At 60.1% G+C, this 24726-nt stretch carries 22 protein-coding genes; 9 read left to right on the top strand and 13 right to left on the bottom strand.

Going from position 1 to position 24726, the window contains the following annotated elements:
• Positions 1–88 precede the first annotated feature (88 nt).
• A complete protein-coding gene (locus tag ACTHND_RS04385) occupies positions 89–502 on the top strand; it encodes an acyl dehydratase (protein ID WP_440176123.1) in 414 nt (137 codons plus the stop codon).
• 175 nt (positions 503–677) lie between these two features.
• Here ACTHND_RS04385 and ACTHND_RS04380 read toward each other — a convergent pair whose 3' ends face one another.
• Together ACTHND_RS04380 and ACTHND_RS04375 are read right to left on the bottom strand one after the other, a co-directional pair.
• The gene (locus ACTHND_RS04380) at positions 678–1472 is read right to left on the bottom strand and encodes a SapC family protein (RefSeq protein ID WP_440176121.1); all 795 of its coding nucleotides are present in this window, start codon (positions 1470–1472) and stop codon (positions 678–680) included.
• Positions 1473–1800: 328 nt separating this feature from the next.
• On the bottom strand, positions 1801–3804 hold the full coding sequence (locus ACTHND_RS04375) for a TonB-dependent receptor (RefSeq protein ID WP_440176119.1): 2004 nt from the start codon (positions 3802–3804) through the stop codon (positions 1801–1803).
• Positions 3805–3932: 128 nt separating this feature from the next.
• On the opposite strand from ACTHND_RS04375, the gene ACTHND_RS04370 reads away from it, so the two are divergent.
• From ACTHND_RS04370 to ACTHND_RS04360, 3 genes are all read left to right on the top strand, one after another.
• Positions 3933–4418: a transcriptional repressor gene (locus tag ACTHND_RS04370; protein ID WP_440176117.1), complete on the top strand. Its 486-nt coding sequence runs from the start codon at positions 3933–3935 to the stop codon at positions 4416–4418.
• Positions 4419–4624: 206 nt separating this feature from the next.
• A complete protein-coding gene (locus tag ACTHND_RS04365) occupies positions 4625–5821 on the top strand; it encodes a pentapeptide repeat-containing protein (RefSeq protein ID WP_440176116.1) in 1197 nt (398 codons plus the stop codon).
• 91 nt (positions 5822–5912) lie between these two features.
• Positions 5913–6410, top strand: a complete 498-nt coding sequence (locus tag ACTHND_RS04360; RefSeq protein WP_440176114.1) for a DUF305 domain-containing protein — start codon at positions 5913–5915, stop codon at positions 6408–6410.
• Here the strand turns inward: ACTHND_RS04360 and ACTHND_RS04355 are convergent, their stop codons facing one another.
• The 5 genes from ACTHND_RS04355 to ACTHND_RS04335 all read right to left on the bottom strand — a co-directional run bounded on the left by ACTHND_RS04355 (position 6411) and on the right by ACTHND_RS04335 (position 10375).
• Positions 6411–7376, bottom strand: a complete 966-nt coding sequence (locus ACTHND_RS04355) for a magnesium transporter CorA family protein (RefSeq protein ID WP_440176112.1) — start codon at positions 7374–7376, stop codon at positions 6411–6413.
• Between the two features lie 58 nt (positions 7377–7434).
• Positions 7435–8319 carry a CHAP domain-containing protein gene (locus tag ACTHND_RS04350; protein ID WP_440176111.1) on the bottom strand — a complete coding sequence of 295 codons (885 nt, stop codon included), beginning with the start codon at positions 8317–8319 and terminating at the stop codon, positions 7435–7437.
• 89 nt (positions 8320–8408) lie between these two features.
• Entirely contained in the window at positions 8409–9506 is a 1098-nt protein-coding gene (locus tag ACTHND_RS04345) for an acyltransferase family protein (RefSeq protein ID WP_440176110.1), read from the bottom strand.
• Between the two features lie 278 nt (positions 9507–9784).
• Positions 9785–10171, bottom strand: coding sequence for a YdbL family protein (locus ACTHND_RS04340; RefSeq protein WP_440176109.1), 387 nt, complete (start codon positions 10169–10171; stop codon positions 9785–9787).
• 21 nt (positions 10172–10192) lie between these two features.
• A complete protein-coding gene (locus ACTHND_RS04335; RefSeq protein ID WP_303829601.1) occupies positions 10193–10375 on the bottom strand; it encodes a YnbE family lipoprotein in 183 nt (60 codons plus the stop codon).
• A 149-nt stretch (positions 10376–10524) separates the two neighbouring features.
• Between ACTHND_RS04335 and ACTHND_RS04330 the strand changes: the two genes are divergently transcribed.
• Positions 10525–11574, top strand: a complete 1050-nt coding sequence (locus ACTHND_RS04330) for a potassium channel family protein (RefSeq protein ID WP_440176108.1) — start codon at positions 10525–10527, stop codon at positions 11572–11574.
• 107 nt (positions 11575–11681) lie between these two features.
• Here the strand turns inward: ACTHND_RS04330 and ACTHND_RS04325 are convergent, their stop codons facing one another.
• The gene (locus ACTHND_RS04325; RefSeq protein ID WP_440176107.1) at positions 11682–15248 is read right to left on the bottom strand and encodes an intermembrane phospholipid transport protein YdbH family protein; all 3567 of its coding nucleotides are present in this window, start codon (positions 15246–15248) and stop codon (positions 11682–11684) included.
• A gap of 532 nt (positions 15249–15780) precedes the next feature.
• Between ACTHND_RS04325 and ACTHND_RS04320 the strand changes: the two genes are divergently transcribed.
• The 3 genes from ACTHND_RS04320 (at position 15781) to ACTHND_RS04310 (ending at position 18561) form a co-directional block, all read left to right on the top strand.
• Entirely contained in the window at positions 15781–17244 is a 1464-nt protein-coding gene (locus ACTHND_RS04320; protein ID WP_440176105.1) for a M23 family metallopeptidase, read from the top strand.
• A 319-nt stretch (positions 17245–17563) separates the two neighbouring features.
• Complete coding sequence (locus ACTHND_RS04315) at positions 17564–18358, top strand: DpnI domain-containing protein (protein WP_440176104.1); 795 nt, start codon at positions 17564–17566, stop codon at positions 18356–18358.
• Positions 18355–18561 (top strand): MT-A70 family methyltransferase, encoded by a 207-nt coding sequence (locus ACTHND_RS04310; protein WP_440176102.1) that lies wholly within the window; start codon positions 18355–18357, stop codon positions 18559–18561. The genes ACTHND_RS04315 and ACTHND_RS04310 overlap by 4 nt, the downstream gene beginning before the upstream one ends.
• A 1-nt stretch (position 18562) precedes the next feature.
• On the opposite strand, the gene ACTHND_RS04305 is transcribed toward ACTHND_RS04310, so the two are convergent.
• Complete coding sequence (locus tag ACTHND_RS04305; RefSeq protein WP_440176101.1) at positions 18563–19837, bottom strand: MFS transporter; 1275 nt, start codon at positions 19835–19837, stop codon at positions 18563–18565.
• 77 nt (positions 19838–19914) lie between these two features.
• On the opposite strand from ACTHND_RS04305, the gene dapE reads away from it, so the two are divergent.
• A complete protein-coding gene (dapE, locus tag ACTHND_RS04300; RefSeq protein WP_440176100.1) occupies positions 19915–21075 on the top strand; it encodes a succinyl-diaminopimelate desuccinylase in 1161 nt (386 codons plus the stop codon).
• Here dapE and truA read toward each other — a convergent pair.
• The 4 genes from truA to rmuC form a co-directional block, all read right to left on the bottom strand.
• Complete coding sequence (gene truA, locus ACTHND_RS04295; protein ID WP_440176098.1) at positions 21024–21806, bottom strand: tRNA pseudouridine(38-40) synthase TruA; 783 nt, start codon at positions 21804–21806, stop codon at positions 21024–21026. The genes dapE and truA overlap by 52 nt on opposite strands.
• On the bottom strand, positions 21806–22735 hold the full coding sequence (gene fmt / locus ACTHND_RS04290; protein WP_440176096.1) for a methionyl-tRNA formyltransferase: 930 nt from the start codon (positions 22733–22735) through the stop codon (positions 21806–21808). The genes truA and fmt overlap by 1 nt, the downstream gene beginning before the upstream one ends.
• A 65-nt stretch (positions 22736–22800) precedes the next feature.
• Positions 22801–23334, bottom strand: a complete 534-nt coding sequence (gene def / locus ACTHND_RS04285) for a peptide deformylase (protein WP_440176093.1) — start codon at positions 23332–23334, stop codon at positions 22801–22803.
• Between the two features lie 24 nt (positions 23335–23358).
• Positions 23359–24657: a DNA recombination protein RmuC gene (gene rmuC, locus ACTHND_RS04280; RefSeq protein WP_440176092.1), complete on the bottom strand. Its 1299-nt coding sequence runs from the start codon at positions 24655–24657 to the stop codon at positions 23359–23361.
• Positions 24658–24726 lie beyond the last annotated feature (69 nt).

The following is a 24726-nucleotide window of genomic DNA, read 5'->3' as shown; positions in this document are numbered from 1 at the left end:
CGCCCCGGTAACGCAATTTTTGGTGTTTGATATCAATGTGAACTCAGTTATGAACAACCCCTCTTTGGCTTTATCTGGATATACCCCAATGCCCGCAGCCTTCGATGATCTCTATATCGGTCAGAGTGTTTCCATCGGCGCGGGGGTCATTTCCGAAGAGGAACTGGCGGCGTTCTGCAAGTCCTATGCGCCGACCTGGGATGTCAATGACGGCGTACCGGATGCGCTGATCTTCGCCCTGTGGTCCAAGTTGGAAACCGAAGCCGCCTCGCACTGGCCGCAGACCAAGCGCCTGGCGGTCGATGCCCTGCGCTGGTCGCGCAATCCGCCGCCGGGCGAACTGCTGCGCGGCCGCCTGACGGTTATGGGCAAGGATGCCGTGGGCGACACCAAGGGTGTGGTCATCGCCCAGAACGATGTGCTCGATGAAGCCGGGCGGCTGGTCTTTTCCTGCCTGACCCGGTCGGTATTCCAGCGCCTGCCAAAAGCGCCGATTGATTAGGCCGGTCGCCGGTTTAAAGGCGACGAACCACGAATGAACACGAATACACACGAATAAATGGGGAAACTGGTCGTTCATTCGTGTGAATTCGTGGTTTCAAACTCTTCCGAATAACAGTTAAAAAAAGCTCCGGCCTTGCGACCGGAGCTTTCTCATTTTCACAAAGCCGTAAAGCTTAGTTGGCGTTGGCGGCCGGTTGGGCATTGTTGCGCTCGATCGTCATGGCGATCAGCTTGTCCCAGGCCAGCAGCGAGTTCAGGTGCGCGTAGATGTGCGTCAGCGCACCATTGTCGCGCAGTTCGACGAGCTTGTCGCCGGACAGTTCGCCCAGCTTCTTTTCATCGACGGCGAAATATTCGGCGATCTTTTGCGGCTCGCCCGGCGTGCCGTCCGGATTTTGCGGACGATAGAGGGTTTCGCGCGCGGCCAGCAGGTCCAGTTCACGCAGCAGGCCAACAAAGCTTTCGGTGCGGCGGCGCTCGTTTTCGAAATCCGAGCAGAACTGCATCGCGTTTTCGACGTAAGGCGTGGCCTTGCCGGCTTCGAAGAACGGCACGTCGGGATTCGACTTGGCCACCATGGCGGCGCCGGTATCGACGCACAGGATCATGCGCTCCTGGCCTTCGTCATTGGCGAAGACGAACGGATAGCGGCGGGCGAAGGCCGGCAGGTAGCTGTCGGACTTGAAGACGCCTTCCGGCGACACGAAGACGTTCTGGCCGGCAGAAAGACCCATGGCCGCGACGGGCATGTAGTTTTCACCGATGAAGACGATCGGGAAGCTCAAAGAGGCGGCGGGAAATTCGGCCACGGTCAGCGGCACGACATTGGTTTCGGCGACGAAGGCGTGCGGCGCCGGGATCGACTTGATGCCCATATTGGCGTGCGCTTCGGGGCTCAGCGGCTCCGGGGATTTGTAGAAAAGGACGTTTCCGGTGAGCGTCGCATCGTTGGTTTGTTCTTGTGCCATGGTCGCTTTAAAGAAGGTTAGAAGAAAAAAGGAGCTTCGCTTCTAGCGCAACCCTTTGCTTCCGGCAAGCGCCGTGACGGTTTGCGGGAAACGGCCCCAGGCTTTTCAGCTTCCGGCGGGTGTTTGCGCGAAAATGGCACAGGATTCCAAGCAAGAAACCCCACCACCATCTTCACTGCGTTCGATGGTCCCCCTCCCCGGCATAGCCGGGGAGGTATAGGTAAGAGCAGATTTCCTTTTCTTATACCTCACCAACTTGTTGGGGAGGGGGACCGCGAGCCGAAGGCGAAGTGGTGGTGGGGCATCTTGCTTACCTCCTTACATGACCTCAGAAATTATAAACCAGCCCCACGCGCAGGTTGCGGCCAGGATCGACCACCGCGTCCTTGGTACTGCTCGTCGCCTCGCGCATCTCGACATCGCCGATATTGCGCACCTCGGCGAACAGCGAGGTATCCGGCCGGATCTTGTACGAGGTAAATATATTGGCGGTGACATAACCATCGGTCGGGGTCTCGAAGGCCGCCAGACGCTCCTTACGGGCGTCGACGCCGCGGACTTCAAAGTAAGAATCCCACTTGCCGCCCTTGCTTTCCAGCTTCAGGGTCAGGGCCTGCGGCGGGATGCGGATGATTGGCCCGATGCTCGTCTGGCCATGGACGTAATCATAAGCAATATCAAGCGCGATGGCCTGTGAGCCGAGCGTAAACAGCTTCGTATTGGCCTCGACTTCCACGCCGTAGAGATCGGCATTGGTCTGGATATACCGGAAGACCGGCAGGTCGTCCTGCACGGCTCCAGTGGGCCGCAGGTCGATGAAATTGTCAAAATGGCTGGTGTAGACATGGGCGTCGATGGCGAAGCGGTTGTCATGATCGACCACCACATGCCCGGTCAGTTCGAGCGAATAACCGATCTCAGTGCGAAAAGCCGGGTCGCCGATGATGAACTGCCCGGTGCCGCCATGCGGCCCATCGGCCAGCAGTTCGACATCGGACGGCGCCCGCTCTGACCGCGTCAGGCTCAAGCCGACAAAGCTGTGGTCCGACGGTCGGTAGAAGCCGCCTAAGGATGCCGACAGGGTATTGAAATCCTTGTCGTATGCGGTGGCGGCCGAGGTCAGATGCGTGTCATCGACGCGGGCGCCGCCTTCCAGCCCCCAGGCGCCATCATCATAGCGGTATTGCGTGAAGATGCCGGCCTGTTTGGTGGTGGTCGATGGCACAAAGGCTTCCTCGCCGATCGCCTCGAAGTCGCGCTTCAGGCCCGACAGCCCCACCGTGCCGCTCCACTTACCCTGGCCGTCACGGATCAGGGCGGTGCGGAATTCGCTGCCTTTCGAAAGGAACTGCGTCCCCAGCGCACCATCCTCGATCTCGGCGTGGTTATAGTCGGAATAACCGGCCGAGGCATCGAGGCGGTTGAAGCCCGCCCAGTTCAGGTTGAAAGCGCCGCGCGCATCCCAGCGCGTCTGGTGCAAATCGATGGACACATCGGAATCGATGGCGGTGCCGTAGAGATAGTCGGTTTTCTTGTAGCTCAGGCCGACATAGCCGAAATCACCGACATAGCTGACACCGCCGCCAACATTCTTCATATCCTGGAAGGAATTGTGCTGCTTGTCGCTGGTATCGGCCGGCAGGCCGTTCGCCTCGGTATAGGCCAGGGTTTCGGCCGGCACGGGGATGCTGTAGTCGGAGGTCTTGTGGCGGAAGGCATCGAAGGTGAAGACCCACGGCCCCTTCCCGGCCTTGATATCGAACGCGCCCTGAAGCCCCTGATCAACGGACGAGGCTTGCAGCGTGGCCGTGCCTTCGTAGCCTTTTTCCGGCGCCACGGCGGGGATGCGGTCATCGATCACATTGACAATCCCGCCTATGGCATTGCCACCATAGGCGAGCGCGGAAGGTCCGCGCAGCACCTCAATACGCTTCGCCTCGGTCGGCGATGACGGCACGGCATGGTCCGGTGACAGGGCCGACACATCAACCACCCCCATGCCGTTATTGAGCACCAGCACGCGGAAGCCATCCAGCCCGCGGATCATCGGACGGCTGGCGCCCGGCGCGAAGCTGGAGGAGCGGATACCCGGCAGATAGGCCAGCATATCGCCTAAGCCCGCCGCCGGTTTCTGGTCGATCTGGTCGCGCGTCAGGATATCGACATGCGACATCAGCGCGTCCTTGGAAATCCGGTAACCGGAACCCGTCACAACCACTTCCGTGGGCTTGTCATCGGTGGCCGGCGTCGGATCATCGGCGCGGGCTACGCCGGCAATGGTCAGGGCGATCAGGGACAGGCTGGCGAAAAGGGCGGATTTCGGGAAAGACATGGACACCTCAGATTATTGCGCTGCGGTATTTGTTATGTAATAATATTACAGGAGTCAAGCGCCGATGTTACATTATTACACCTCGGGCGCCGCTTGCGAAATCGGCCGAGTCCTCTTACCTTCTGCGTATGAGCCATGCCTGCGCACACACCCACGATCACGACCATGCCCCGACGCCCGATGCCCGCGCGGCACGGCTTGAGGCGGCGCAGGTGCTTTGTGCCGATTCCGGCGAGCGCATGACCTCCTCCCGCCTGCGCACCTATGAGCTGATCCTGGAAGCCAACGGGCCGATCAAGGCATATGATGTCATCGACCGCTTTCACCCCGAAGGCGCCGCCAAGCCGCCGACCGTTTATCGCGCCCTGTCCTTCCTCGAACAGATGGGCCTGATCCATCGCATCGAGAGCCTGAACGCCTTTGTGGCCTGCGACACCCACGACCATAAGCACACCGCCGGTTTCCTGCTGTGCGAATGCTGCGGCCAGAGCGAGGAAATCGCCATTCCCAATGTGGCAGATGTCGAAACCCGCGCCGCCAAAACCGGCTTCAGGGTCAGCCACATCACCCTGGAAGCCCGCGGCCTGTGCCAGGCGTGCCAGAACGACGCCTGAAGGTGGCCCGCGACTGTCGCAGATCGCGCCAGAGACAGTCAGCCTGACAGCATAAACAACGTGATCGCACTTCCGGCTGCGCTGTAAATTTCCACAACGGTCTTGCCACGGCGCGCGCACTGATTCACAAGGCGGGTGAGATCACGAAATCGCCGTTATGCGATTCGCACGGGTCACCCTTTTCGAAAAAGCGCTTCAAGGCCACCATGTCCACTACGCTGCAAATGCTCGACCAGGGCTCGCTTCGTCATATCCTGGAAGCCCACGCCCTGTTCAAGCTGCGCAAGGCCGGCGGGCGGATCGCCAATCTGTCCTATATCGACCTGACCGACATGAAGCTGGAAGGCGTTGACCTCAGCGACGCCAACCTGACCGGGGCGCGGCTGTATGGCGCCTCCCTGCGCGATGCCAATTTCACCCGCGCCAATCTCTATGGCTGCGACCTGCGCAATGCCGACCTGCGTTTTGCCCGCTTCGATCGTGCCGATCTGCGCGGCGCCTGCCTGCGCGGCGCTAACCTGACCGCCGCCTCGCTGATCGGGGCCGACCTGCGCGAAGGCATGATCGCCTTCAAGGACGAAAAGCAGGGCCTGCGCCTGATGAAGCATGAGAAGCGGGCTGGCGAACTGGATCATGCCATTTTCAACGGCGCCGACCTTTCCGGTGCGCGCATGAACGGGATGCAGGCGGTCGCGGCCGATTTCCGGGACGCCAACCTGGCCGGGGCCGTCATGTCACAGGCAAAACTGCGCAAGGCCAATCTCAGCGGCGCCAACCTGACCGGGGCCGATCTCAATGGCGCCGATGTCAGCGGGGCCGATCTGAGCGGCACCGTCATGGTCGAGACACAGACCTCCGGCTGCAATCTGCGCGAAGCCGATACCACCGGCACACTGGACACGCCCAAAGAGGTCTTTATCGACGAGCGCCCTCTGCGCGATTTTGTCGCCCTGCACGAAGACTGGGCGAAAACCGGCGGGGCGAAAGGCAGCCGTCAGGTGCTTTCCGGCGTCGATTTCCGCCTGGCCGGTGACCTGCGCAAGCGCGTCCTGACCATGCTGGAAGCCGATGGCGCCGTCCTCTTCGGGCTGGACCTGAGCGGCATCGAGCTCCAGGGCGCCAACCTGATCAATGCCGATCTGCGCCGCTGCAATCTCTCCGGTGCCGACCTGCGCGGCGCACGATTGATCGGCGCGAAACTGACTCACGCCAACCTTACCGGCGCCAATCTCGGCCCGCTCGACCTGGGCGGCGGCCGCCTGATGCGCAGTGACCTCTCCCGCGTCCATCTTAGCCATGCCAATCTGACGGGCGCCGATCTGACCCGTGCCCGGATGCTGGAAGCCGTCACTGACCATGTCATCGACAAGGGCTGCAACTATATGCTGGCGGAACGCGCCTGAACTTGCCGGATACTGATGATTTCAGGCGGCCTTTCGCAGGGAAATCGAACTCCGCATGGGTCTATCACGGGGGCTTTTTAGGAGCCCGCTTATGACCATGTCCTATGGCCGCTTTGCCGCGATGGTCGGCGTATCCACCGTGCTGATGTACGGCATGATGTATCTGAATACCTATCAGGCGGATCACATCGCGTTCAGCCAGACGCGTCTGTGGATGACCGTCGTCATGGGATCGGCCATGGCGGCCGTGATGATGGTCTTCATGGGATCGATGTATGAAAACAAGCGGCTGAACGGGTTGATCATAGCAGGCAGTTGTGTGCTGTTCGCTGCCTCGCTCTGGCTGGTGCGCAGCCAGGCGACGGTCAGTGATGTCGGCTATATGGAGGCGATGATTCCGCACCATTCCATCGCCATCATGACCAGTGAACGGGCGCATATCAAAGATCCGCGCGTGCGCAAACTGGCCGACGGCATCATCGAGGCCCAGGTCAGGGAAATCGGCGAGATGAAAACTCTGATCCGCGATCTGAAGTCAAATCCGGCGCCGGAAAACCAGCCGGATATACCCGCGAGACCCGCTAGCTAATCAGAACCAGCGGCGCGCCTTGAAGTAGCTCAGCATCCCGATGATGATGGTGATCATCAACGCACATACGGCCTCGAAGGCATAGGGCTGGTGCAGGAACGGCATGTGGTCGAAATTCATGCCATAGATGCTGGCGATCAGGGTCAGCGGCAGGAAGATGGCCGAGACGATCGAAATCACCTTGACGATATTGTTCTGCTCGACATTGATCAGCCCCAGGGCCGCATCAAGCAGGAAGGCGATGTGGCCGGAGACATGGCTTGAATGATCGTTCAGGCTGGCCACGTCCTGGCTCATGGTGCGCAGCCGATCGTGAAACTCCTTGAGTTCCGTCGTCTTGCGGAAACCGACGATCTGGCGCTCCAGCCCCGCGGCAAAGACGGTCAGCCGTGCCAGCGACACCAGCGAATCTCGCACCTTGGCGATATCGTTCTGCGCCGCGCCCAGGCGGATCAGCACGGTTTCCAGCTTGGTGCGACGGCGCGTGGTGAAGACCTCCTTCGACAGGTCGTCGATACTGTGGCTGGTCTTTTCGATCAGATCGGCGGTGCGGTCGATGATCAGATCGACCAGATTGAGGAAGGTCGTAGGCCCGTCGGCGCAATGGCTAGGCTGCTTTTCAAGCTGATCGCCGAAAATCTTGAACGAGGCGGGCTCAATATAGCGGATGGTCACCAGCCGGCCGCCGGTCAGGACAAAGGTCACCGGCCCGGACTGCAACTGCGACAATCCACCGAAGAACGCCACCTGGGCCGTCATGAAGGCGGCGCCATCCTCGATATAGAGCCGGCTGGACGTCTCGATCTCGTCCATGTCCTCGCGCGTTGGCAACAGGACGCCAAGCTGGGCTTCCAGCTTCAGTTCTTCATCGCGGGAGGGATTGAAAAGGTCGACCCAGGTCGTATGCGGATCAAAGTCGCCGGCCTCGGCCGCAACGTGAAATCCCTGCGAATGGAGTGTCAGCACGCGCGATATCCCTTTGATCAGGCGGCATAATTAACCGCAAAGGGGTAAGGCGTAAAGCCTACTTCTTGTGTGTGTGCTTGCGTGCCGTGGCCTTGGGCGTCTGGGCCTTTGATTTCGCCTTCGCCGACTTGGGCTCCGGCTTGATTGCCTTTTTGGCGACGGCATGGCCGGCAGCGGCCTTATCCGAATCGATCTGCGCCACCAGTTCGGCGGCGGGCTTGCCGCTAACATGGGCGGCGACGGTCACCGGCTTGGCGGTCATCTTGCTGCCGGCAGGGCTGAGGGCGGCTTTCAGATCGGCCGGCATGTCATCCGTATTGGCCGAGGCGATCTGCTGATACGGACGGGCGGTCGAAGGGGCGGCTTCCGGCTGGGCGATCGTGGTGACGTGTTCGCCCATGCGGACCTGCGACGGATCCTGGTAGATAAAGCCGTAGGTCGTATAGACCGTGGTGCCGAGGTCATTCGACGGACCATACCACACCTTGACCTTCGACCAGTCACCGGCCTCCGACACGTCCATGACGTTGACATTGTCTTCCACCTGGCCGCGGCGGCCATTGATCGGCGACCAGTTGGCGTGGGTGACCTGGATATAGCGGTCGGTGATGATCTGGGAAACGACGGCGACATGGCCGAGCTTCATGCGCCCTTGCGAGCGGAAGACGAGAACGGCGCCGGGCTTGGGCGTATTGCCCTCTTCATAGCGGCCGGTGGCTTTTTCCCACCAGGTCCAAGCATCGCCGAAGATCTGCATTCCGGTGAACTGGCGGGCGAAGGTGACGCATTGCAGGTAGGCGGAACCGGCAGGCGTCTTCTGAGCGGCAACCTTTACAGCGCTGGCTTTGCTGGCTTTATGGGCTTTCGTGCGGGCATCGGCAGAGCCGGCGGCACAAAGGGCAAGAAGGGCAAAGGCAATCGCCGAAAGGGTCTTTTTCTGCACGCAACACACTCATTAACTATTCGTCCTGTGTCTTTGCTACATCAGAAAAATTAATTTTCAAATACTTTTTCGCCCATCCGGCGCAAAAATTAACCTTCCTTAACCCACGAATGCGTGATCGCGCCGTGAAGACGTTCGCCATAATGACGCACAATCTTGCGGAACGGACGCTCGACCAGATGATGCGCCAGCATCGACAGCGGCACCAGGGCCAGCAGGCCGGCGAGCCACCACAGGAACGGCAGAGGCGCGTGATCGGTGCCCAGCAGCGCATTGACGCCCTTGAGATATACCCACTTCCACGGCACATAGATCATGTAGGTGGCGAAGGAAATTTCGCCGAGATAAACCAGGGTCTTGCCGGAGAGGACGCCCTTTTCATTCTGAGCCAAGCCAGAGATCGACAGGACCAGCAGGCCCAGGGCCACGACTGTCAGGATATCCGACTGGCCGAAGGAGGTCGAGAACACCACGGTCAGCAGGGCAATGCCGGTGCCGATCAGCGCCACGCCCGATTTGGCGACCGCGCCGGAACGCCAGGCCAGGTAAAGCGCACTGCCATAGAGGAAGCTCGGGACGATACGCAGGGCGCCCCACTGGAAGGTGGCGTTCGTCAGTTCGAAGCCGGCGAAGGCGGCGAAGATCAGGTTGACAGCGACCAGGAAAAGAATCGCCAGCGATACCGCCAGAATCGGGCGCTCGCGCAGACGCCAGGCGAGATATGCCACCGCCGGGAAGCCAAGATAGGCAAACCATTCGGCTGAGATCGACCAGGACGGATGATTGAATGAGGCGGTCGGCGCCAGTCCCCAGGCCTGGGTCAGGGTCAGGTGCGCCGGCAGGGCCGCCCAGTTGGCGGCGTTTTCATCGAGCGTCACGCCCTTGATGGCGGCGGCGGCGATCAAAAGCAGGGTAAACAGCAGGGTGGCGATATGCAGCGGATAGACCCGCGCCAGCCGGTGGATAACGAACTGTCCGTATTTGAAACGGCCTTCGCCGAAGCCATTCAAATAGACATAGGAGAGGATGAAACCGGACAGCACGAAGAACAGATCGACGCCGAGATATCCCTTTTCGATCAAGCCCAAACCGATATTACCGCTCAGTTCGTGGATATAGGTGTACAGCACCACCCAAAAGGCGGCAAAAAACCGCAGGCTCGTCAGGGGTTTGAGGTGATCGTTCATGTCTCCGGCCTTCTCGCTGCCACTCTCCGAAAAGAACGGCCCAAAAGAACAATGTTGTCCTTAAAAATAACGCCCAAACAGGCGAACGGCTGGGGCCATGCACGAAGTGTGCCGGGGAAAACTAGATATTCAGTTAATTCGCTCAAGCGCCGCGAAGGCTACCTCGCAACAGCTCGGGCGCACTTTGTGCTTGTCAGGCGTAAACGCCTGGAGAGATAAACGCGCATAAAAAAGCCCTCCGTGTAGGAGGGCTTTTCATCTCATCAAGGGGTGATGTCTTACTTCTTCACCCAGTTGCCGCTGGCATCCTGGTAATACTCGCCGGCCTTCAGCTTCGGTACGATGACATTGGCATAGGCCGAGATGCCGGCAGCTTCCGGCGAGACGCCGTTTTTCGCCGCCGCCTGGCCGTAGACGCTCTTGCGGCCGGCATTGATTTCATCAACGGCGGCCTTGGTGGCAGCATCGCCGGAACCCGACACGAAGCCGAGATAGCCGTTATTGCGCTCGCCGACCGTGCCCTTGGCCTTGGCGGCATCGACCATCGCCTTCGAGGCGGCGACATCGGCGGCCGCCGGCGTGGAGATAACGGCGCTGACCGCAACAACGGAAGACGCCATGGCGAGGGCCGCTACAGCGGCTTTAAACAAAGAGGTCTTTTTCATGAGAGTGCTCACTTTCTAACCTTAGAACAGATCGGGGTTCTGCTGGATCAGGGCCTTCACGTCCTGGTCAAGCTGGACCTTCACATTGACATCAAGCTTGGCATAGATGGGCGCCAGGTTGACATTGACATTGACCGAGGGCGTGCAGGCGATGAGCATGATGCCACCTGCCCCCAAAGCTATCGCCGCTATCGCTTTCTTCATAAATGGCTCCCTCAATTCCGAGCTGTAAATACCGTTATACCCATATAGCCAGATATAGGCTGAACCGTGGCTGAACGAAACGGATATTTTGACTCGACATTTTACACCCTTTTGCCACACACAGGACAAGGGGCCACGGAAGATCACAGATGCTGAAAAACGACGCGACCACCGCGCCGATCATCGCCCGGCAGAAACCCCGCCTGAACGTCTGGCAATCCCTGTGGCTGCGAGGCGTTCTGGTGCTGGTCCTGCTCGGCATCGCCCTCACCGGTCACTGGCTCGACCGCAAGGGCCTGCATGACAATACCGATGGCGTGGTGTCGTTCAGCGATGTCGTCTATTTCACCGCCATCACGGTCACCACGGTCGGCTATGGCGATATCACGCCGGTCACCGACCGTGCCCGCATGTTCGATACCTTCGTGGTCACGCCGGTGCGGCTTTTTATCTGGATAATCTTCTTCGGCACGGCCTATACTCTGGCCCTGAAAAGCACCTGGGAGCAGATCCGGACGCGCATGATCCGCAAGGGCCTGAAAAATCACATCATCGTTTATGGCTATGGCTCAACCGGCGAGGCGGCGGTCGGCGAACTGCTGCGCCAGGGCGTGAAACCGCAGAACATAGTTGTGGTCGACAGCAATGCCGCGCGCATCGCCCAGGCCATCGAATGCGGCGTGACCGGCATAGAGGGCGACGCCACCTATAACGCCACCCAGGACGCCGCCTGCATAAAGACCGCCCGCGCCGTGATGGTGGCCACGCACCGCGACGACTCCACCGTCCTGATCGTGCTGAGCGCCCGCCAGATGAACGCGACCGTGCCGATCAGCGCCACGGTGCGCGCCACCGAAAACGAAGACCTGATCCGCCAGGCCGGCGCCGACAACATCATCAATCCGGTCAGCATGGGCGGCCACCTGCTGGCCCGCGCCTCCGAAGGCCGGCATGTCGCCGAGTGCATCGCCGACCTCGCCTCGGCCGATGGTCAGGTGGTCATGCGCGAACGCGAGGTGACCGCCAGGGAAATCGGCAAATCCCTGAGCGACATCACCACCGGCATGGGGCTGCGCATTTCGCGCGGCAGCCGCATCCACGGCTACTGGGAACGCGCGGCCCAGAGCCTGAAGGCCGGCGATATCATCGTCGAGATTGTCCGGACGGACGCCCGTCCGACATCGGTTCCGGCGCAATAGCTTTCGGTGAGTCGAAAAAGACTGGCTGGCGAGAAACGGAGCGCAGCGTATTTTTATACGTGAGCACCGTATCGCAGGCAGACGGCCTTTTGCAGACCACCGGAACGCTATTGCGGCGGTTTCTGGGCCGTGTTGGAATAAAAGGCCGCCAGATCGGTCAGCACCTCATCGAGATTGACCGGCACTTCGAGATAGAGCTCGACCGGTGTTTTCGACGGCAGCTTGATCGGCTTCTGCATCCACTTGCCGCTGATATAGTCCATCAGGCTGATCTTCGCCTTCTGCTTCTGCGGCGGATCGTAATAGCCCTTGATGTGGAAATTGATATTGAGGATGCCGCCGTCGATCGAATTGAGGCGCGCGTCGATCTGGTCATAGGCGACGTGTTCCATCGCCTGGAAGGCCAGGTCCTGGAACGGATTGAAATTAGGATCGGCGGCCGCGGCGGCTTGGGCGTTCTGGCTGGCAATGGCAGCAGTGGCCGGCGGTGCGTCGGTCGTCACCGAACCGGTGGCGGTATTCACCCCGGTCACGGCGGTGCGGTAAATCGAAATCTGGCCGGGCGCATCGGAGGTCATGGTGCCATTGGCGAAGGCGATATGCCCCTCAGTGTAGGTAAAGGGCAGATGACCGCTGAGGTTACCCTTGAAGCTCATGCTGGTATTCAGGTCGGAGGCTGCGACCACCTTGCCGAAATCGAGCCCGTCGAAGGCCAGGACGCCGGTGATCGGCTTTTTGGCATCGAACCAGATATCGGTCGGCTCCAGCCGGACCGGACCGCCGGGGCTTTCCACCGTGGCCTGCTCCAGCGCCATGTGATCGCCGAGGATCTGGAAGCGGACATCGAGATCGGTCAGGGGCACGCCGAGCTTCGTCTGCGCCAGGCGGATGGTCTGGCCCGGCGCCGTATGCAGCGGCGCCAGAGAATCGAAGACGATCTGCCCGGTCAGCCCCTGCGACGGGCCGGTGGCGCCGAAAAAGCTCATGCCGACGCCATAGGGCGCTTTCTCGGTAGCCGCCACGAAATCGCCGACGCCGATATTGAGCACACCGCCACTCGAACTCGTGGTCTTGGTCCAGTTGAACGCACCGTCGAAACTCATCGGGCCGGTAACGTCGCGGCTGAAAACGGCCGCCACCACAGGCGACAGATAGACCGGTTGCAGGCCGGTCGGGACGAAATTGAGGTCGAGCGTCTTGAAAGACAGGCTGCCCGCACCGCTCGCCACATCGCTGTCGAGATTGATGGCGGCAATGCGCAGTGGTTTGTCATCCGTCCCCTTGGTCGAGGGGGTAGAGGCGAAGAAGCGCCCGGTCGTGGCCTTTCGGTCCTGCGCGATGGCGCCATCGATCAGCAACGGATTGAAACGCGTCTGGTCGGCCGGCACACCATCGGTCAGGGTGGCGCCGGCTAGCGTCGCCTTGTACCCCAGGCCATCGCCCAGGCTGTAAGCCTGAAAATCGCCCTGCCCGCCGGCCAGTTTGACGATGACATTGGGGGCTGTCAGGGCGAGATCGCGGTAGGCGCCGGTGACGCGCCAGCCCTGCGGCGTATAGACGAGGAACGACTTCCCGGTCTGGACGATGGTGCCGGACAGGTCGGTCAGGTTGTCGCCGATCTGCGCCGAGGCCGCCGTAAAGGCGGCGCTGTCCGCCAGGGTGACGTTGAAACCGCCGCCAGGCAGGGTATTGAAGCGGCCGTGACCATCGACCTTGGCCCCCTGCAGCGGATCGAAATCGAACTGCGCCGCCAGGGTATAGCCGCCGGAGAGGATGCCCTTGTCATCCAGCGCCAGGCCATCCAGCCCCAGCGCCACCTGCGGCAGGCCGTCGCCGGTCAGGGCGATACCCGCCGCACCGGATTGGCCGCTGGCGATCAGAGGCTTCGAGCCATGCGGCACCAGGGTCGCCTTGCCGCCGCCATTGAGCGTTGCGTCAGCGCCCTGAACACGCAGCGCCATCTGCGCCGGGGTATCGGCATCGCCATGCAGGCTGAGGCTCAGCCCCCTGATGCGCAGGGCGAAACGCTGGAACGCCTGATCGAGCGTGAAGATGGCGTCCGCCGGCAGGGGATCTGGCGCGCCGGGGATCGGCGGTTTGCCGGCCGCTTCGGCACGGGCGGCGGCGCGGTCCTTCGCCATTGCAGCCAGGCCGCTGTAACGCCCGCGATCGGAGCGGATATCGCTCTTGATCGTCACATCCCATGGACCATGATCCGCGCCCGCCTCGGCGCCTCCATCAAGCGCCAGCGTCGTCTGGTCGAGGGACAGATCGGTGCCCTGCGCCAGGTGGCCCACGGTCATGCCGCCCGTAAAGGTCGCCTTGGCGCCGTCATCATCGGAGGCCATGCTGAGGTCGGTCAGGTTCAGGCGCGCCGCCTGGACCGACAGATCGCCCTGTGTGAACCGGCCGGCTTCGCCGGTCACCGGACCATTGAGATTGAAAGCCAGGCCGGTTTCGCTGGAAAAGCCGGTATTGAGCGTCAGATCATCGCCGGCGACACGCAGGGTTTCGGCCTGCATCCCGCCCGATTGCAGACGATCAGTGCTGGCGTCCAGCCTGGCCTTGCCGGAATAGGCGACGCCCTTTTCCGTGGTCTTAAGCGTCCCGTCAAAACCGACCTGAGCCTCGAAGGCATCGGCCCTGGTGCCTTCGCTGATCACCTCGTCGCCGGTCAGGGTAATGGCCGCATCTATGGCGCCGCTAAACGCCTCATAGACAGATTTTGAATGGCGATACGGCAGATGGCTGTCGAGATCGAGCACGACATTCTGCGCATGGAAGCGTTGGTCCTCGGCGCCGATGGTCTCGACCAGGTTGCCGCCGCCCTTCACCGTCCAGTTATCGCCCACCAGGTGCGCCCTGACCTGCAACTGGTCGCCATTCTTGCCCGTATTGACCGAATGCGCCGTCACGCGGCCTTCGCGCAGGTCGCCGGCGCCGAGCGTGCCGGTCAGGTGCGTGGCCGGCAGTTTCAGGTCGAGCAGGGTCAGGAGGCCGTTGCGCAGGCTCAAGCCGCCATGACCTTTCAGCAGGCCGTAGTCGCTGTTGAGGCGGATATCGGCATCGGTGACGACGATTTCTTCCGGCGGCGGCGCATTGGACGGCTTGGCCGACAGGGCATCCTGCACCACCTTGTCCAGCGAACCAAATTTCAGCTTGCCGTCTTTGATGGAGATGGCAACGACCGGCCGGGTGATATGCAGGGCCTTGATCCGGGCCAGCGGCAGGCCGTTGCCGGCGAAGGGCGTCAGGGCATAATCTACATCGAAACCGCCGACCGACATTTCCGGCTTTTTCATATCGCCGATCAGCACGCTGCCGGAAGCATGGCTGAGCGACAACTTGTCGATCGTCACATGGGCGGTGACGCCCTGCCCTTTCAGCCAGCTTTCGGCCACCGATTCCGCGATGACCTTGCGGCCGGCCACGCCGACAATGCCGAGCGCGGTGACGCCGCACAATGTGATCCACAGCCAGCTTGCGGCGCGGAAATTGCCGCCAGAGCCGCCGCCGCGTTTGCCGGAAGGCCGCCGCCCCGGCAGGCCGATGTCATCTTCCGGTGGCGCGCCATCGATCCCTGTCGGACGCGAGAAGCTGTCCCCGGTGCTCATATGCGCCGGAAACCACAGGGCTTCATCAGACAGGGAGGTTGACGGGGAGGTTGGGCTCATCAATCGGTCTTGTTGTTCTGCGGCATTCGCCTGCGGGATTTGTAACGCATCATGAACCATACCTTTTTAAAAAGTGTGGATATCAACGATTTTCTTTTGCAGCCTATGGCCCGTTTTAGCCGAAATTCCGGCATATCCGCCGATTACCGGCGCCTTTTATGACCCAAAATCGATTTGTGCTGTTTTTTGCAGGTTTATGAAAGAGTTATCCACACAGGGCACGCCTGGCCGTCACAAAAGGTTAACGCGTTAAGACCTCGTTAATATCTTTTAAGCAGGATTTTAAGGATAACAAGGTAATTTCTTGCGCGGACAGGGCTGGCAGCCGGGGCAAAATCGCCTCATTTTCGCCTTTTTTTGGCGTAAGCAGGGCCTTCCACTGTTTTGAGACTCAAGGCATGTTCCTTGTCTTTTACGAGTCTTGTCTACCGCTTGACCGACGGATGACGGTTTTAAGCAAAGCTATTTTAGTCCGCCGGCATCTGAAACAGAGCCGTCGCCTACCGCTAAAACAGGACGAATTCGCGTACCCATGGCCCAACTCGATCCCCGCCGCCAACCTGTCAGACTGACGCCAATGGTCTTCGCCTTGGCCACCGCGCTGACGGTCGGCACCCTGCTGTGGAAGGTGGTCCAGCCAATGAACGGCGCGGTGCAGCCCATGGACCCGGCCGCCGCCATGGCCCTGGAAACCCAGGCCTATGCCGAAGCCGCCGCGCGCCCCGGTTACGAACAGCCGGTCGATGTGCCGGTATCGGTGCGCTCCGGCGAAACCCTGGCCAGTGCGCTTATTCGTTTAGGCGTTGCCCCGGATGAATCCAAGGCCGCCGTCAGCCTGCTGTCCAAATCGTTCAACATTACCGATATCAAGGCCGGCCTGACCCTGGAAGCCGCCATCGCCAAGCCGTCAGAAGGCGCGGGCCCGGCGCAGCTTTTGGGCCTCACCGTCCGCACCGGCCCCGCCCGGCAACTGACGCTCACCACCTCGCGCGACGGCCAGATGCGCCTGCGCGCTCTGGAAGAGGCCGTGCGCGACGAACGCCGCGTCGCCATCGGCACGATCAGCGGCTCTTTGTTCACTTCGGCCGCCACCATGGGCGCCACCCCCACCCTGACCGCCCAGGTCGTCAAACTCTTCGCCCACAAGCTCGATTTCGAACGCGACATCCAGTCCGGCGATACCTTCAAGCTGGTCTTCGACCGCAAGGTGACCGAGAGCGGCCGCACGGTCGAGGCCGGTAACCTGCTCTATGCCGAAATCCAGGCCAAGGGCGGCGTCGACCGCTTCTATTCCTTTACCCCCAAGGGTACCAACTCCACCGAATATTATGATGAAAACGGCAAGAGCATCAAAGGCTTCCTGCTGGCGACGCCGGTTTATGGCGCGCGCACCTCGTCAGGCTTCGGAATGCGGTTCCACCCGATTGTCGGTTTCATGAAGATGCACACCGGCATCGATTTTGCCGCCCCTTCGGGCACGCCGATCCAGGCCGCCGGCGATGGCGTCGTGATGGATGCGAAATGGTGGGGTGGCTATGGCCGCTGGGTGCGCATCGCGCATAACAAGGAATGGGAAACCGGCTACGGCCACATGTCCGCCATTGCCGTGCGCCCCGGCCAGCATGTCAAGCAGGGTCAGGTGATCGGTTATGTCGGGACCACCGGCCGCTCGACCGGTCCGCACCTGCATTTCGAGGTGTGGCAGAACCACCACCCGATCGATCCGAAGGGCGCCAAGGTGCCGCAATCGAGCACACTGGTCGGCAGCGACCTGGTCGCCTTCCGCGCGCGCAAGCATGAGATCGACACCATGATCGCCCAGGCCGAGGCCAGCCCGACCGGCGCGCTGGCCAATACCGACAGCAACGGCTTCCGCTTCGACATGAATACCGATGCGGCCCAGCCCCAGGCCCTGGCCCAGACGGAAACCAGCCCCCTGCGTAATGGCAGCCATCCGCTGCGATCGGCCATCACCACCACGCGCGGCACGCGGTAGGAGAACTATTAGGTAGCTCAATACTTATTGCTTGAGAAAGACAGTAATAACTTATCCAAAATGATAGAATAAATTTCTGCATATTTGAGTCTTATACAGCTATCTCCTCGCAGCTTTCTGCGCCGCATTCATCGCATATTGTGTAATCGTATACGCAGTGCAGCACCCATTGTTGGGCTTTTGTGTCCCATTGGGCGTAAGCATCTTTAAGGATATTTTCCGAGTGACAGAAGCGACATATATATTTAACACGCATAGCAATATCTCCAATTATCGTACTATCGCATAACTAGCATATGTTTCTCATGAATTTGACAGCATGTCTTATTATCTTACCGAAATTGATATATCCCGCTACTCCAGTTCAACCCAAATCGCACGTTTAAAAACTGAAGCGTGGGTAGCTGAGGCTATGTTTTGCCCCAGTTGCGGCAACAAGCTAAAATCTGAAAGCAACAACAAGAAAGCTTGTGACTTCACTTGCTTATGTTGCATTGAAGAATTTGAGTTAAAAAGTAAAAATGGTAAAATTGGCCCTAAGATTGTAAACGGCGCATACTTTACACTCACAAATCGTTTGGAAAGCGACACAAATCCCAACCTATTTGTATTGCAATATCGCAAATCGGATTGGGGAGTAGAAAATTTTTTTGTTATCCCAAAGTATTTTTTTACTCCCAATATCATAGAGAAACGAAAACCACTATCCCTTTCCGCTCGAAGAGCAGGATGGATTGGTTGCAATATACTGATTGGCTTAGTACCGGATGCAGGTCGCATTCACTATGTAAAAAACAACCAAATAATCAACTATAAAGATGTCATTGAAAACTGGAATTCGACACGATTTTTAGCCGAACAAAAAGCAGGCACCTCAAAAAATTGGCTTTTGGACGTAATGAGTTGCATAGATCACATCGGTAAAAGTAATTTTTCTCTTGAAGAGCTATATAGCTACGAAAAATATTTGAGCGAAAGACACCCAGACAACAGCCATATCAAAGAAAAGATTCGGCAGAAAGTACAGATTCTTCGAGATAATGGATATCTTACGTTTATGAGTCGTGGCCATTATAAGCGTTGCCTGAATAACTCGGCCCGCAAGTCAATATGATCCAAACCCGTAAACGCGAACATAGCCGCAAGCCCGATGAACAGTACGATTTGATAGAAGCCTGCTCACCCGGCCCTTATCTGGAGCTTTTTGCTCGCGGGGAGCGTAAAAACTGGACTGTCTGGGGCAACCAGGCAGATGACTCTTATACGCCGGACTGGAAAACCTACGCCTATAACTCCAGTATTGCCGCGGCAGAATAAACTATTCCAGGCGATCGGCCTTCCAGAGCGCCGGGAAGAGCTTGATCCAGCTCCCGGTGACGATCAGCGAGCCGATGCCACCGAACAGCGCCGCATTGACCGGTCCCATCAGGCGGGCCATGACGCCGGTCTCGAATTCGCCCAGTTCATTCGACGCGCCGATAAACAGGTAGGAGACCGAAGCGACGCGGCCGCGCATATGGTTGGGCGTGACGATCTGCACCAGGGTGCCGCGGACATAGACGCTGATCATATCGGCCGCGCCCAGTACGATCATGGCCGCGATCGACACCCAGATCATTTCAGAGAGGCCGAAGACTATGGTCGAGATGCCGAAAATGGCCACGCCGCCGAACATCCACGGCCCGGCATGGCGGCGGATCGGCGACCACGACAGGATAAACGAGGTGATGATGGCGCCGATCGCCGGCGAGGCGCGCAGAAGGCCGAACGTCTGCGGGCCGGCGTGCAGGATATCCCTGACATAGATCGGCATCAGGGCCACCGCGCCGCCGAGCAGAACGGCGAACAGATCGAGCGAAATGGCGCCGAGGATAACCTTGTTCGACCAGATATAGGCCATGCCTTCCTTCAGCATGGTCATCTTGGAGCCGGACGGGGCATCCGGCGCCGTCGGCGTCTTGATGGTCAGGATCAGAAGGGCGGCGATCAGGCAAAGACCGGCGCAAAAGCCATAGGCGAAGCGCGGCGAAAACCCGACCAGAACCCCGCCCAGGGCCGGCCCGACGATCAGCCCGGTCTGGAAGGCCATTGAATTGACGGCGATCGCCTTGGGCAGGATGTGTTTCGGCACCAGCATGGGCCCTATGGCCGAACTGGCCGGCGCGCTGAAGGCGCGGCAGGCGCCCAGAACGGCGCTCAGGGCAAACAGGCCCCAGAAGGGCGGATGCGGGATAAAGGAATAGGCGAAGAAGGCCAGGGACAGCAGCAACTGCGCGAACAACACCACGCCGACAATCTTCTTGCGGTCATGCCGGTCGGCCACGATCCCGGCCGGCAGGGTAAAGGCAAACAGGGTGATGAACTGCGCCAGACCGATCAGCCCGACATAAAGCGCCGATTCCGCCACCCCTTGCGTGCGCCGGGCGATTTCATACACCTGCCAGGCAATGGCTGCACTCTGGGCCGAGGTGCCGAGCACGCCGGCCAGCCGCGAAGTCCAGAAGGCACGAAAATCGGGAATTTGCAGCGGATGCCGATTGTCTTCCTCAAGCGGCGGCAGGTCGATGGCGGGCGGTTCGGCAGGCGCAGTCACTGTAAAGCCTTCAGAAATGCAGACACGACTCGAATTTGAGTCTTCCCCCGGTCAACAAAGGGTCTTAGAGCAAGGGCATGGCAAATGCATCTAAAAATCTCGACGTTGTCGCGCTGACTCAGGCGCTGATTTCACGGCCCTCCGTTACCCCCGCCGATGCCGGCGCCATGGATACGGTGCAGCGCACGCTGGAGGATCTGGGCTTCACCTGTCACCGGCTGAAATTCGGCGAGATCGAGAACCTTTATGCCCGCCGCGGCACGGCCTCGCCCAATCTCTGCTTCGCTGGCCACACCGATGTCGTGCCGGTCGGCACGCGTAACCTGTGGCGCTATGATCCCTTCGGCGCCGAAATCCATGACGGCGCGGTGATCGGCCGCGGCGCGGTTGATATGAAGGGCGGGATCGCCGCCTGGATTGCGGCGGTCTCTCGTTGCGCAGATCAGGCAGGATCGCTCTCCTTCCTGATCACCGGCGACGAGGAAGGCGTGGCGAAGGACGGCACGGTGCGCGTGGTGCCGTGGCTGAAAGAGCGCGGCGAGGTCATCGATCACTGCATTGTCGGTGAGCCGTCGTCCTCGGCGCAACTGGGCGACATGATCAAGGTGGGGCGGCGCGGTTCGGTCAACGCCACCTTCACAGTCAGCGGCAAGCAGGGTCATGTCGCCTACCCGCAGCGCGCCTTGAATCCCCTGCCCGTTCTGGTCGATCTGCTCAGCGCGTTGAAAGGCCGGGTATTGGATGACGGCTATGCCGATTTTCAACCCTCGAATTTGGAAATCACCACGATCGATACCGGCAACGCGACCTCAAATATCATCCCGCAGGACGCCCGCGCCCGCATCAATATCCGCTTTAATCCGGCCCATACCGGCGCGGAACTGCAAGCCTGGTTCGAATCGCTGGCGGCGGAACATGCGGCGCGGTCAGGCGCGAAAATCGAGGTGCAGACCGCCATTTCCGGTGAAGCTTTCCTGACTGAGGCGGGGCCGTTCGTCGATCTGATCGCCGATGTGATCCAGGCGAAGCTGGGCCTTGAGACCGACCGTTCGACGACCGGCGGCACATCAGATGCCCGCTTTATCCGCGACCTGTGTCCGGTCGTCGAATTCGGGCTGGTCGGCCAGACCATGCACCAGATCAACGAGTGCGTTTCGGTGGCCGATCTCGAAGCCCTGACCGATGCCTATTCGGCCTTGATCGAGGCGTATTTCTCGAAGTTCGGCTCTTCTTCATAGGTGACGTGGGTCAGATAGAGGCCGTGCGCCGGGGCCACCTGACCGCAGATCGCCCGATCCGCCGCCTTCAGAGCGTCCGCCATATAGCTGACCGGATAACGCCCGGTGCCGATATCGACCAGGGTGCCGACCATGGAGCGTACCTGGCGATGCAGGAAAGACCGCGCCGCGAACACGCAATGGATCTCCTCACCGATCCGCTTTACCCGCGCGATATCGAGCGTGCGCATCGGTGACTTCGCCTGGCAGCCGATAAAGCGGAAGGTCGTGAAATCATGATGACCGATCAGGGCCTTTGCCGCCCCGGACATGGCCGCGACGTCGATCGGCTTCTTGACATGCCAGACGCGCCCCTGGTCGATCGCCGGCGGGGCTTCACGGTTGAGGATGCGATAGAGGTACATCCGGCCGGTGGCGGAAAAGCGCGCGGAAAAGTCATCGTCGCATTTTTCCGCCGCCAGCACCGAGACCGGTTTCGGCATCAGGTAGGCATTCATGGCGTCGCGCACGACCTTGGCCGGGAAGTCCTTTTCGAGATCGAAGGTTACCACCTGGCCGGTGGCATGGACGCCGGTATCGGTGCGGCCGGCCACGATCAGACGCAGGCGCTGTCCGCTGAATTTGAAGATGGCTTCCTCAAGCGCTGTCTGTACGCTGGGTTGGTCGCCCTGCGCCTGGAAGCCGTTGAACGGCCGGCCATCATATTCAACGAGACATTTATAGCGTGGCATCAGAGCAGTATATCGCCGGGTTCAAGCGCCGCGCCATTGAGGAAATCAGCCGCATCCTGCGCCGCCTTGCCTTCGCGCTGAACGCGCAGAAGTTCGATAACGCCGCCGCCGGTGGCGATTTTCAATCCGCCAATAAGGCGCGTCCCTGGTGTTTCGCCGGTGGCTTCGTCGGTTAGCCGCGACATCAGCACTTTCAGGCGCTGCTCGCCCTTAGGTGTTTGGAGCAGGCACCACGCGCCGGGGAAAGGCGACAGGCCACGGATATGGAAATCGAGATCGCGTGCCGGGCGGTTCCAGTCGATGCGCGCCTCTTCGGAGGTGATTTTTTTGGCGTAGGTGGGTTCGCCGACCTGTTCCTGGCCGGCCGCGCCGCCGCGTTCGATAGCCGCCAGGGCGACCGGCAAAAGCGAAGCACCCAGCGTTGCCAGCTTGTCATGCAGGGTCTGGGCCGTATCTTCAGCGGTGATTTCCTCACGGCCGGTCAGGATGATCGCGCCTTCATCCAGACCTTCGCTCATGCGCATGACCTCGACACCGGTATGGGTATCGCCTGCCATGATGGCGCGCTGGATCGGAGCGGCCCCGCGCCAGCGCGGCAGCAGCGACGCATGGAGATTGAAGCAGCCGAGAGGCGGGTGATCGAGCACTTCCTTTTTCAATATCTGGCCATAGGCGACGACGATGCAGGCATCGATATCCAGGGCCTGGAATTCGGCAATGGCATCGGACGCCTTCATCGATTTCGGGGTACGGACCTCGATGCCCAGGCTCTGGGCGAAGCTATGCACTGGCGACGGGCTCAGCACCTGACCACGTCCTTTCGGCGCCGGCGGCTGACTGTAGACACAAACGATCTCATGACCGCTGGCCACCAGTTCGGCCAGGGCTTTTACCGCAAATTCGGGCGTACCCATGAAAGCCAGACGCATAAAGAAAAACCTCGTCGTATCGTAATGCGGCGAGGTCTAAGCTCAATTGACTTTGGGGGCAAGCCTTATGCCGCGCGAGTCAATTTCTTCACCTTGGTAACAGCTCTGTCCCGCTTGAGTTTCGACAGGTGATCGATAAACAGAACGCCTTCAAGATGGTCCATCTCGTGCTGGATACAGACGGCGAAAAGGCCCTTGGCCTCTTCCTCGACCTGCTCGCCCTGATAGTTCAGATAACGAATCTTCACATGCGCCGGACGCTGCACCTCGTCATAGATTTCGGGGATGCTCAGGCAGCCCTCTTCATAAGGCAGGGTGTCTTCCGACTTCCAGATGATCTCCGGATTGACGAAATAGCGCGGATTTTTAACCGGCTCGGCATCGTCCGCCGCGCCTTCCGGCTTTTCCTGCAGATCCATGACGATCACCCGGACCGGTTCACCGATCTGGATAGCGGCCAGGCCGATGCCCGGCGCGTCGTACATGGTCTCCAGCATGTCATCCATCAGCTCGCGCAAGGCGTCATCCACCTTGTCGACGGGCTTGGACACCTGCTTCAGAAGCGGGTTCGGAACTGTAATGATTTCACGTATAGCCATAAGGGTGATGTAATCGCGGGCGCTTTAAAAATCAAGTTTGGCCGCATCACCCTCTGTCGATTCCAATAGTTTCAACTTGTTAGAAGCGCGCGGCTGGGCTTCGACCGGTGGCAGTTCGGGCACCGGCTTGCCCTGGTGCTCAACCTGCAACTCTTCGAACTTCTTCGCCTGGGTCAGGACCTGGCTATCGAGCGAACCGACAAAGGCATTGTACTTGTCAACCGCACGCCCCAGCGCTGTCCCCACATCGGAGACATGACCGCCCATGACCGACAGGCGCTTATAGAGTTCGCGTCCCAGATCGGCGATATGCGAGGCATTCTTCATCTGGTCCTCGACCCGCCAGCCATAGGCCACCGCCTTGCACAGGGCGAACAGGGTGGTGGGCGTGACAATGATGACCTTCTTGTCCATGGCCTCGTTCATCAGTTGCGGCATCCGGTCGAGCGCCGCCGCCAGGAAGCCGTCGCCCGGAATGAACAGGGCGACGAAATCGGGCGACTGATCCTTGAACTGGTCCCAATACGCCTTGCCGGCGAGATCGCGGACATGGGCACGCAAGCCCTGCGTATGACGCTGCAGGGCGGCTTCGCGCGCCTCGTCATCGAGCGCATCCATCGAATCGAGAAAGGCGGTGAGATTCACCTTGGAATCGATGACGAACACGCCGTTCGATTTATCACCCGGCATCCGCACCACCACATCCGGACGGCGGCGGCCTTCGTCGGTATCGAGATTTTGCTGCTCGATAAAATCGAACCGTGTCAGGCCGGCGGCCTGCAGAACATTGCGCAGGGTCTCCTCGCCCCAGCGCCCCTGCACGCCGGCGCCGCGTCGAAGGGAGTTGGCCAGTTTCTGCGTCACTTCACGCGTCTGGTCAGAGGCATTCAACAGATGCTTGATCTGCTGTTCCAGTTCCCCGCTGTTCTTCGAGCGCGCCTCTTCCATGGCCTTCACCTGGGCTTCGAAACGCGTCAGGGTTTCGGATACCGGCTTGAGGCTCGAATTCATCCGCTCCAGCGCCAGCTTTTCCCGCGCCACAAAGGATTCCTCGGCCCGCTTCAGCAATGAATCCGATGACGCCTGCATGGCCTGGTGCGACACCAACTGGAACTGCTCGCTCATGGCAGCTTTCGCGTCTTCGAGGTTGCGCGCCCGCTCCTTCGCCGCCGAAAGCTCGGCCATCACATCGGTCAGCCGGTCGGCCAGGTCTTCGTTGCGCGCACGCAGGCGCTTCGCCTCTGCCAGCGACAAAAACCATGCCCCGGCAAAAACCGCGGCAACGAGCAAAACGGCCAGCAAACTCAGCATTGACATGTTCATGCTATGTTCCTAACTTCCCGAAACGAACTTGGCAAGTTCTATTTCACTGCTACAGTTCGCGCAATCAAT

The organism is Asticcacaulis sp., from assembly GCF_051954415.1.
Classification (GTDB): domain Bacteria; phylum Pseudomonadota; class Alphaproteobacteria; order Caulobacterales; family Caulobacteraceae; genus Asticcacaulis.
This window is presented reverse-complemented; position numbering and strand designations above follow the sequence as displayed.

Bases quoted from the DNA above. Each gene is read 5' to 3' on its own strand.
- ACTHND_RS04315 (WP_440176104.1), top strand. From the start codon at position 17,564: ATGTCTTATTATCTTACCGAAATTGATATATCCCGCTACTCCAGTTCA.
- ACTHND_RS04340 (WP_440176109.1), bottom strand. From the start codon at position 10,171: ATGAAAAAGACCTCTTTGTTTAAAGCCGCTGTAGCGGCCCTCGCCATG.
- ACTHND_RS04320 (WP_440176105.1), top strand. From the start codon at position 15,781: ATGGCCCAACTCGATCCCCGCCGCCAACCTGTCAGACTGACGCCAATG.
- ACTHND_RS04345 (WP_440176110.1), bottom strand. From the start codon at position 9,506: ATGAACGATCACCTCAAACCCCTGACGAGCCTGCGGTTTTTTGCCGCC.
- ACTHND_RS04325 (WP_440176107.1), bottom strand. From the start codon at position 15,248: ATGAGCCCAACCTCCCCGTCAACCTCCCTGTCTGATGAAGCCCTGTGG.
- fmt (WP_440176096.1), bottom strand. From the start codon at position 22,735: ATGCGTCTGGCTTTCATGGGTACGCCCGAATTTGCGGTAAAAGCCCTG.
- ACTHND_RS04380 (WP_440176121.1), bottom strand. From the start codon at position 1,472: ATGGCACAAGAACAAACCAACGATGCGACGCTCACCGGAAACGTCCTT.
- ACTHND_RS04365 (WP_440176116.1), top strand. From the start codon at position 4,625: ATGTCCACTACGCTGCAAATGCTCGACCAGGGCTCGCTTCGTCATATC.
- ACTHND_RS04370 (WP_440176117.1), top strand. From the start codon at position 3,933: ATGAGCCATGCCTGCGCACACACCCACGATCACGACCATGCCCCGACG.
- ACTHND_RS04360 (WP_440176114.1), top strand. From the start codon at position 5,913: ATGACCATGTCCTATGGCCGCTTTGCCGCGATGGTCGGCGTATCCACC.
- ACTHND_RS04330 (WP_440176108.1), top strand. From the start codon at position 10,525: ATGCTGAAAAACGACGCGACCACCGCGCCGATCATCGCCCGGCAGAAA.
- ACTHND_RS04375 (WP_440176119.1), bottom strand. From the start codon at position 3,804: ATGTCTTTCCCGAAATCCGCCCTTTTCGCCAGCCTGTCCCTGATCGCC.
- rmuC (WP_440176092.1), bottom strand. From the start codon at position 24,657: ATGAACATGTCAATGCTGAGTTTGCTGGCCGTTTTGCTCGTTGCCGCG.
- truA (WP_440176098.1), bottom strand. From the start codon at position 21,806: ATGCCACGCTATAAATGTCTCGTTGAATATGATGGCCGGCCGTTCAAC.
- ACTHND_RS04385 (WP_440176123.1), top strand. From the start codon at position 89: ATGCCCGCAGCCTTCGATGATCTCTATATCGGTCAGAGTGTTTCCATC.
- dapE (WP_440176100.1), top strand. From the start codon at position 19,915: ATGGCAAATGCATCTAAAAATCTCGACGTTGTCGCGCTGACTCAGGCG.
- def (WP_440176093.1), bottom strand. From the start codon at position 23,334: ATGGCTATACGTGAAATCATTACAGTTCCGAACCCGCTTCTGAAGCAG.
- ACTHND_RS04310 (WP_440176102.1), top strand. From the start codon at position 18,355: ATGATCCAAACCCGTAAACGCGAACATAGCCGCAAGCCCGATGAACAG.
- ACTHND_RS04335 (WP_303829601.1), bottom strand. From the start codon at position 10,375: ATGAAGAAAGCGATAGCGGCGATAGCTTTGGGGGCAGGTGGCATCATG.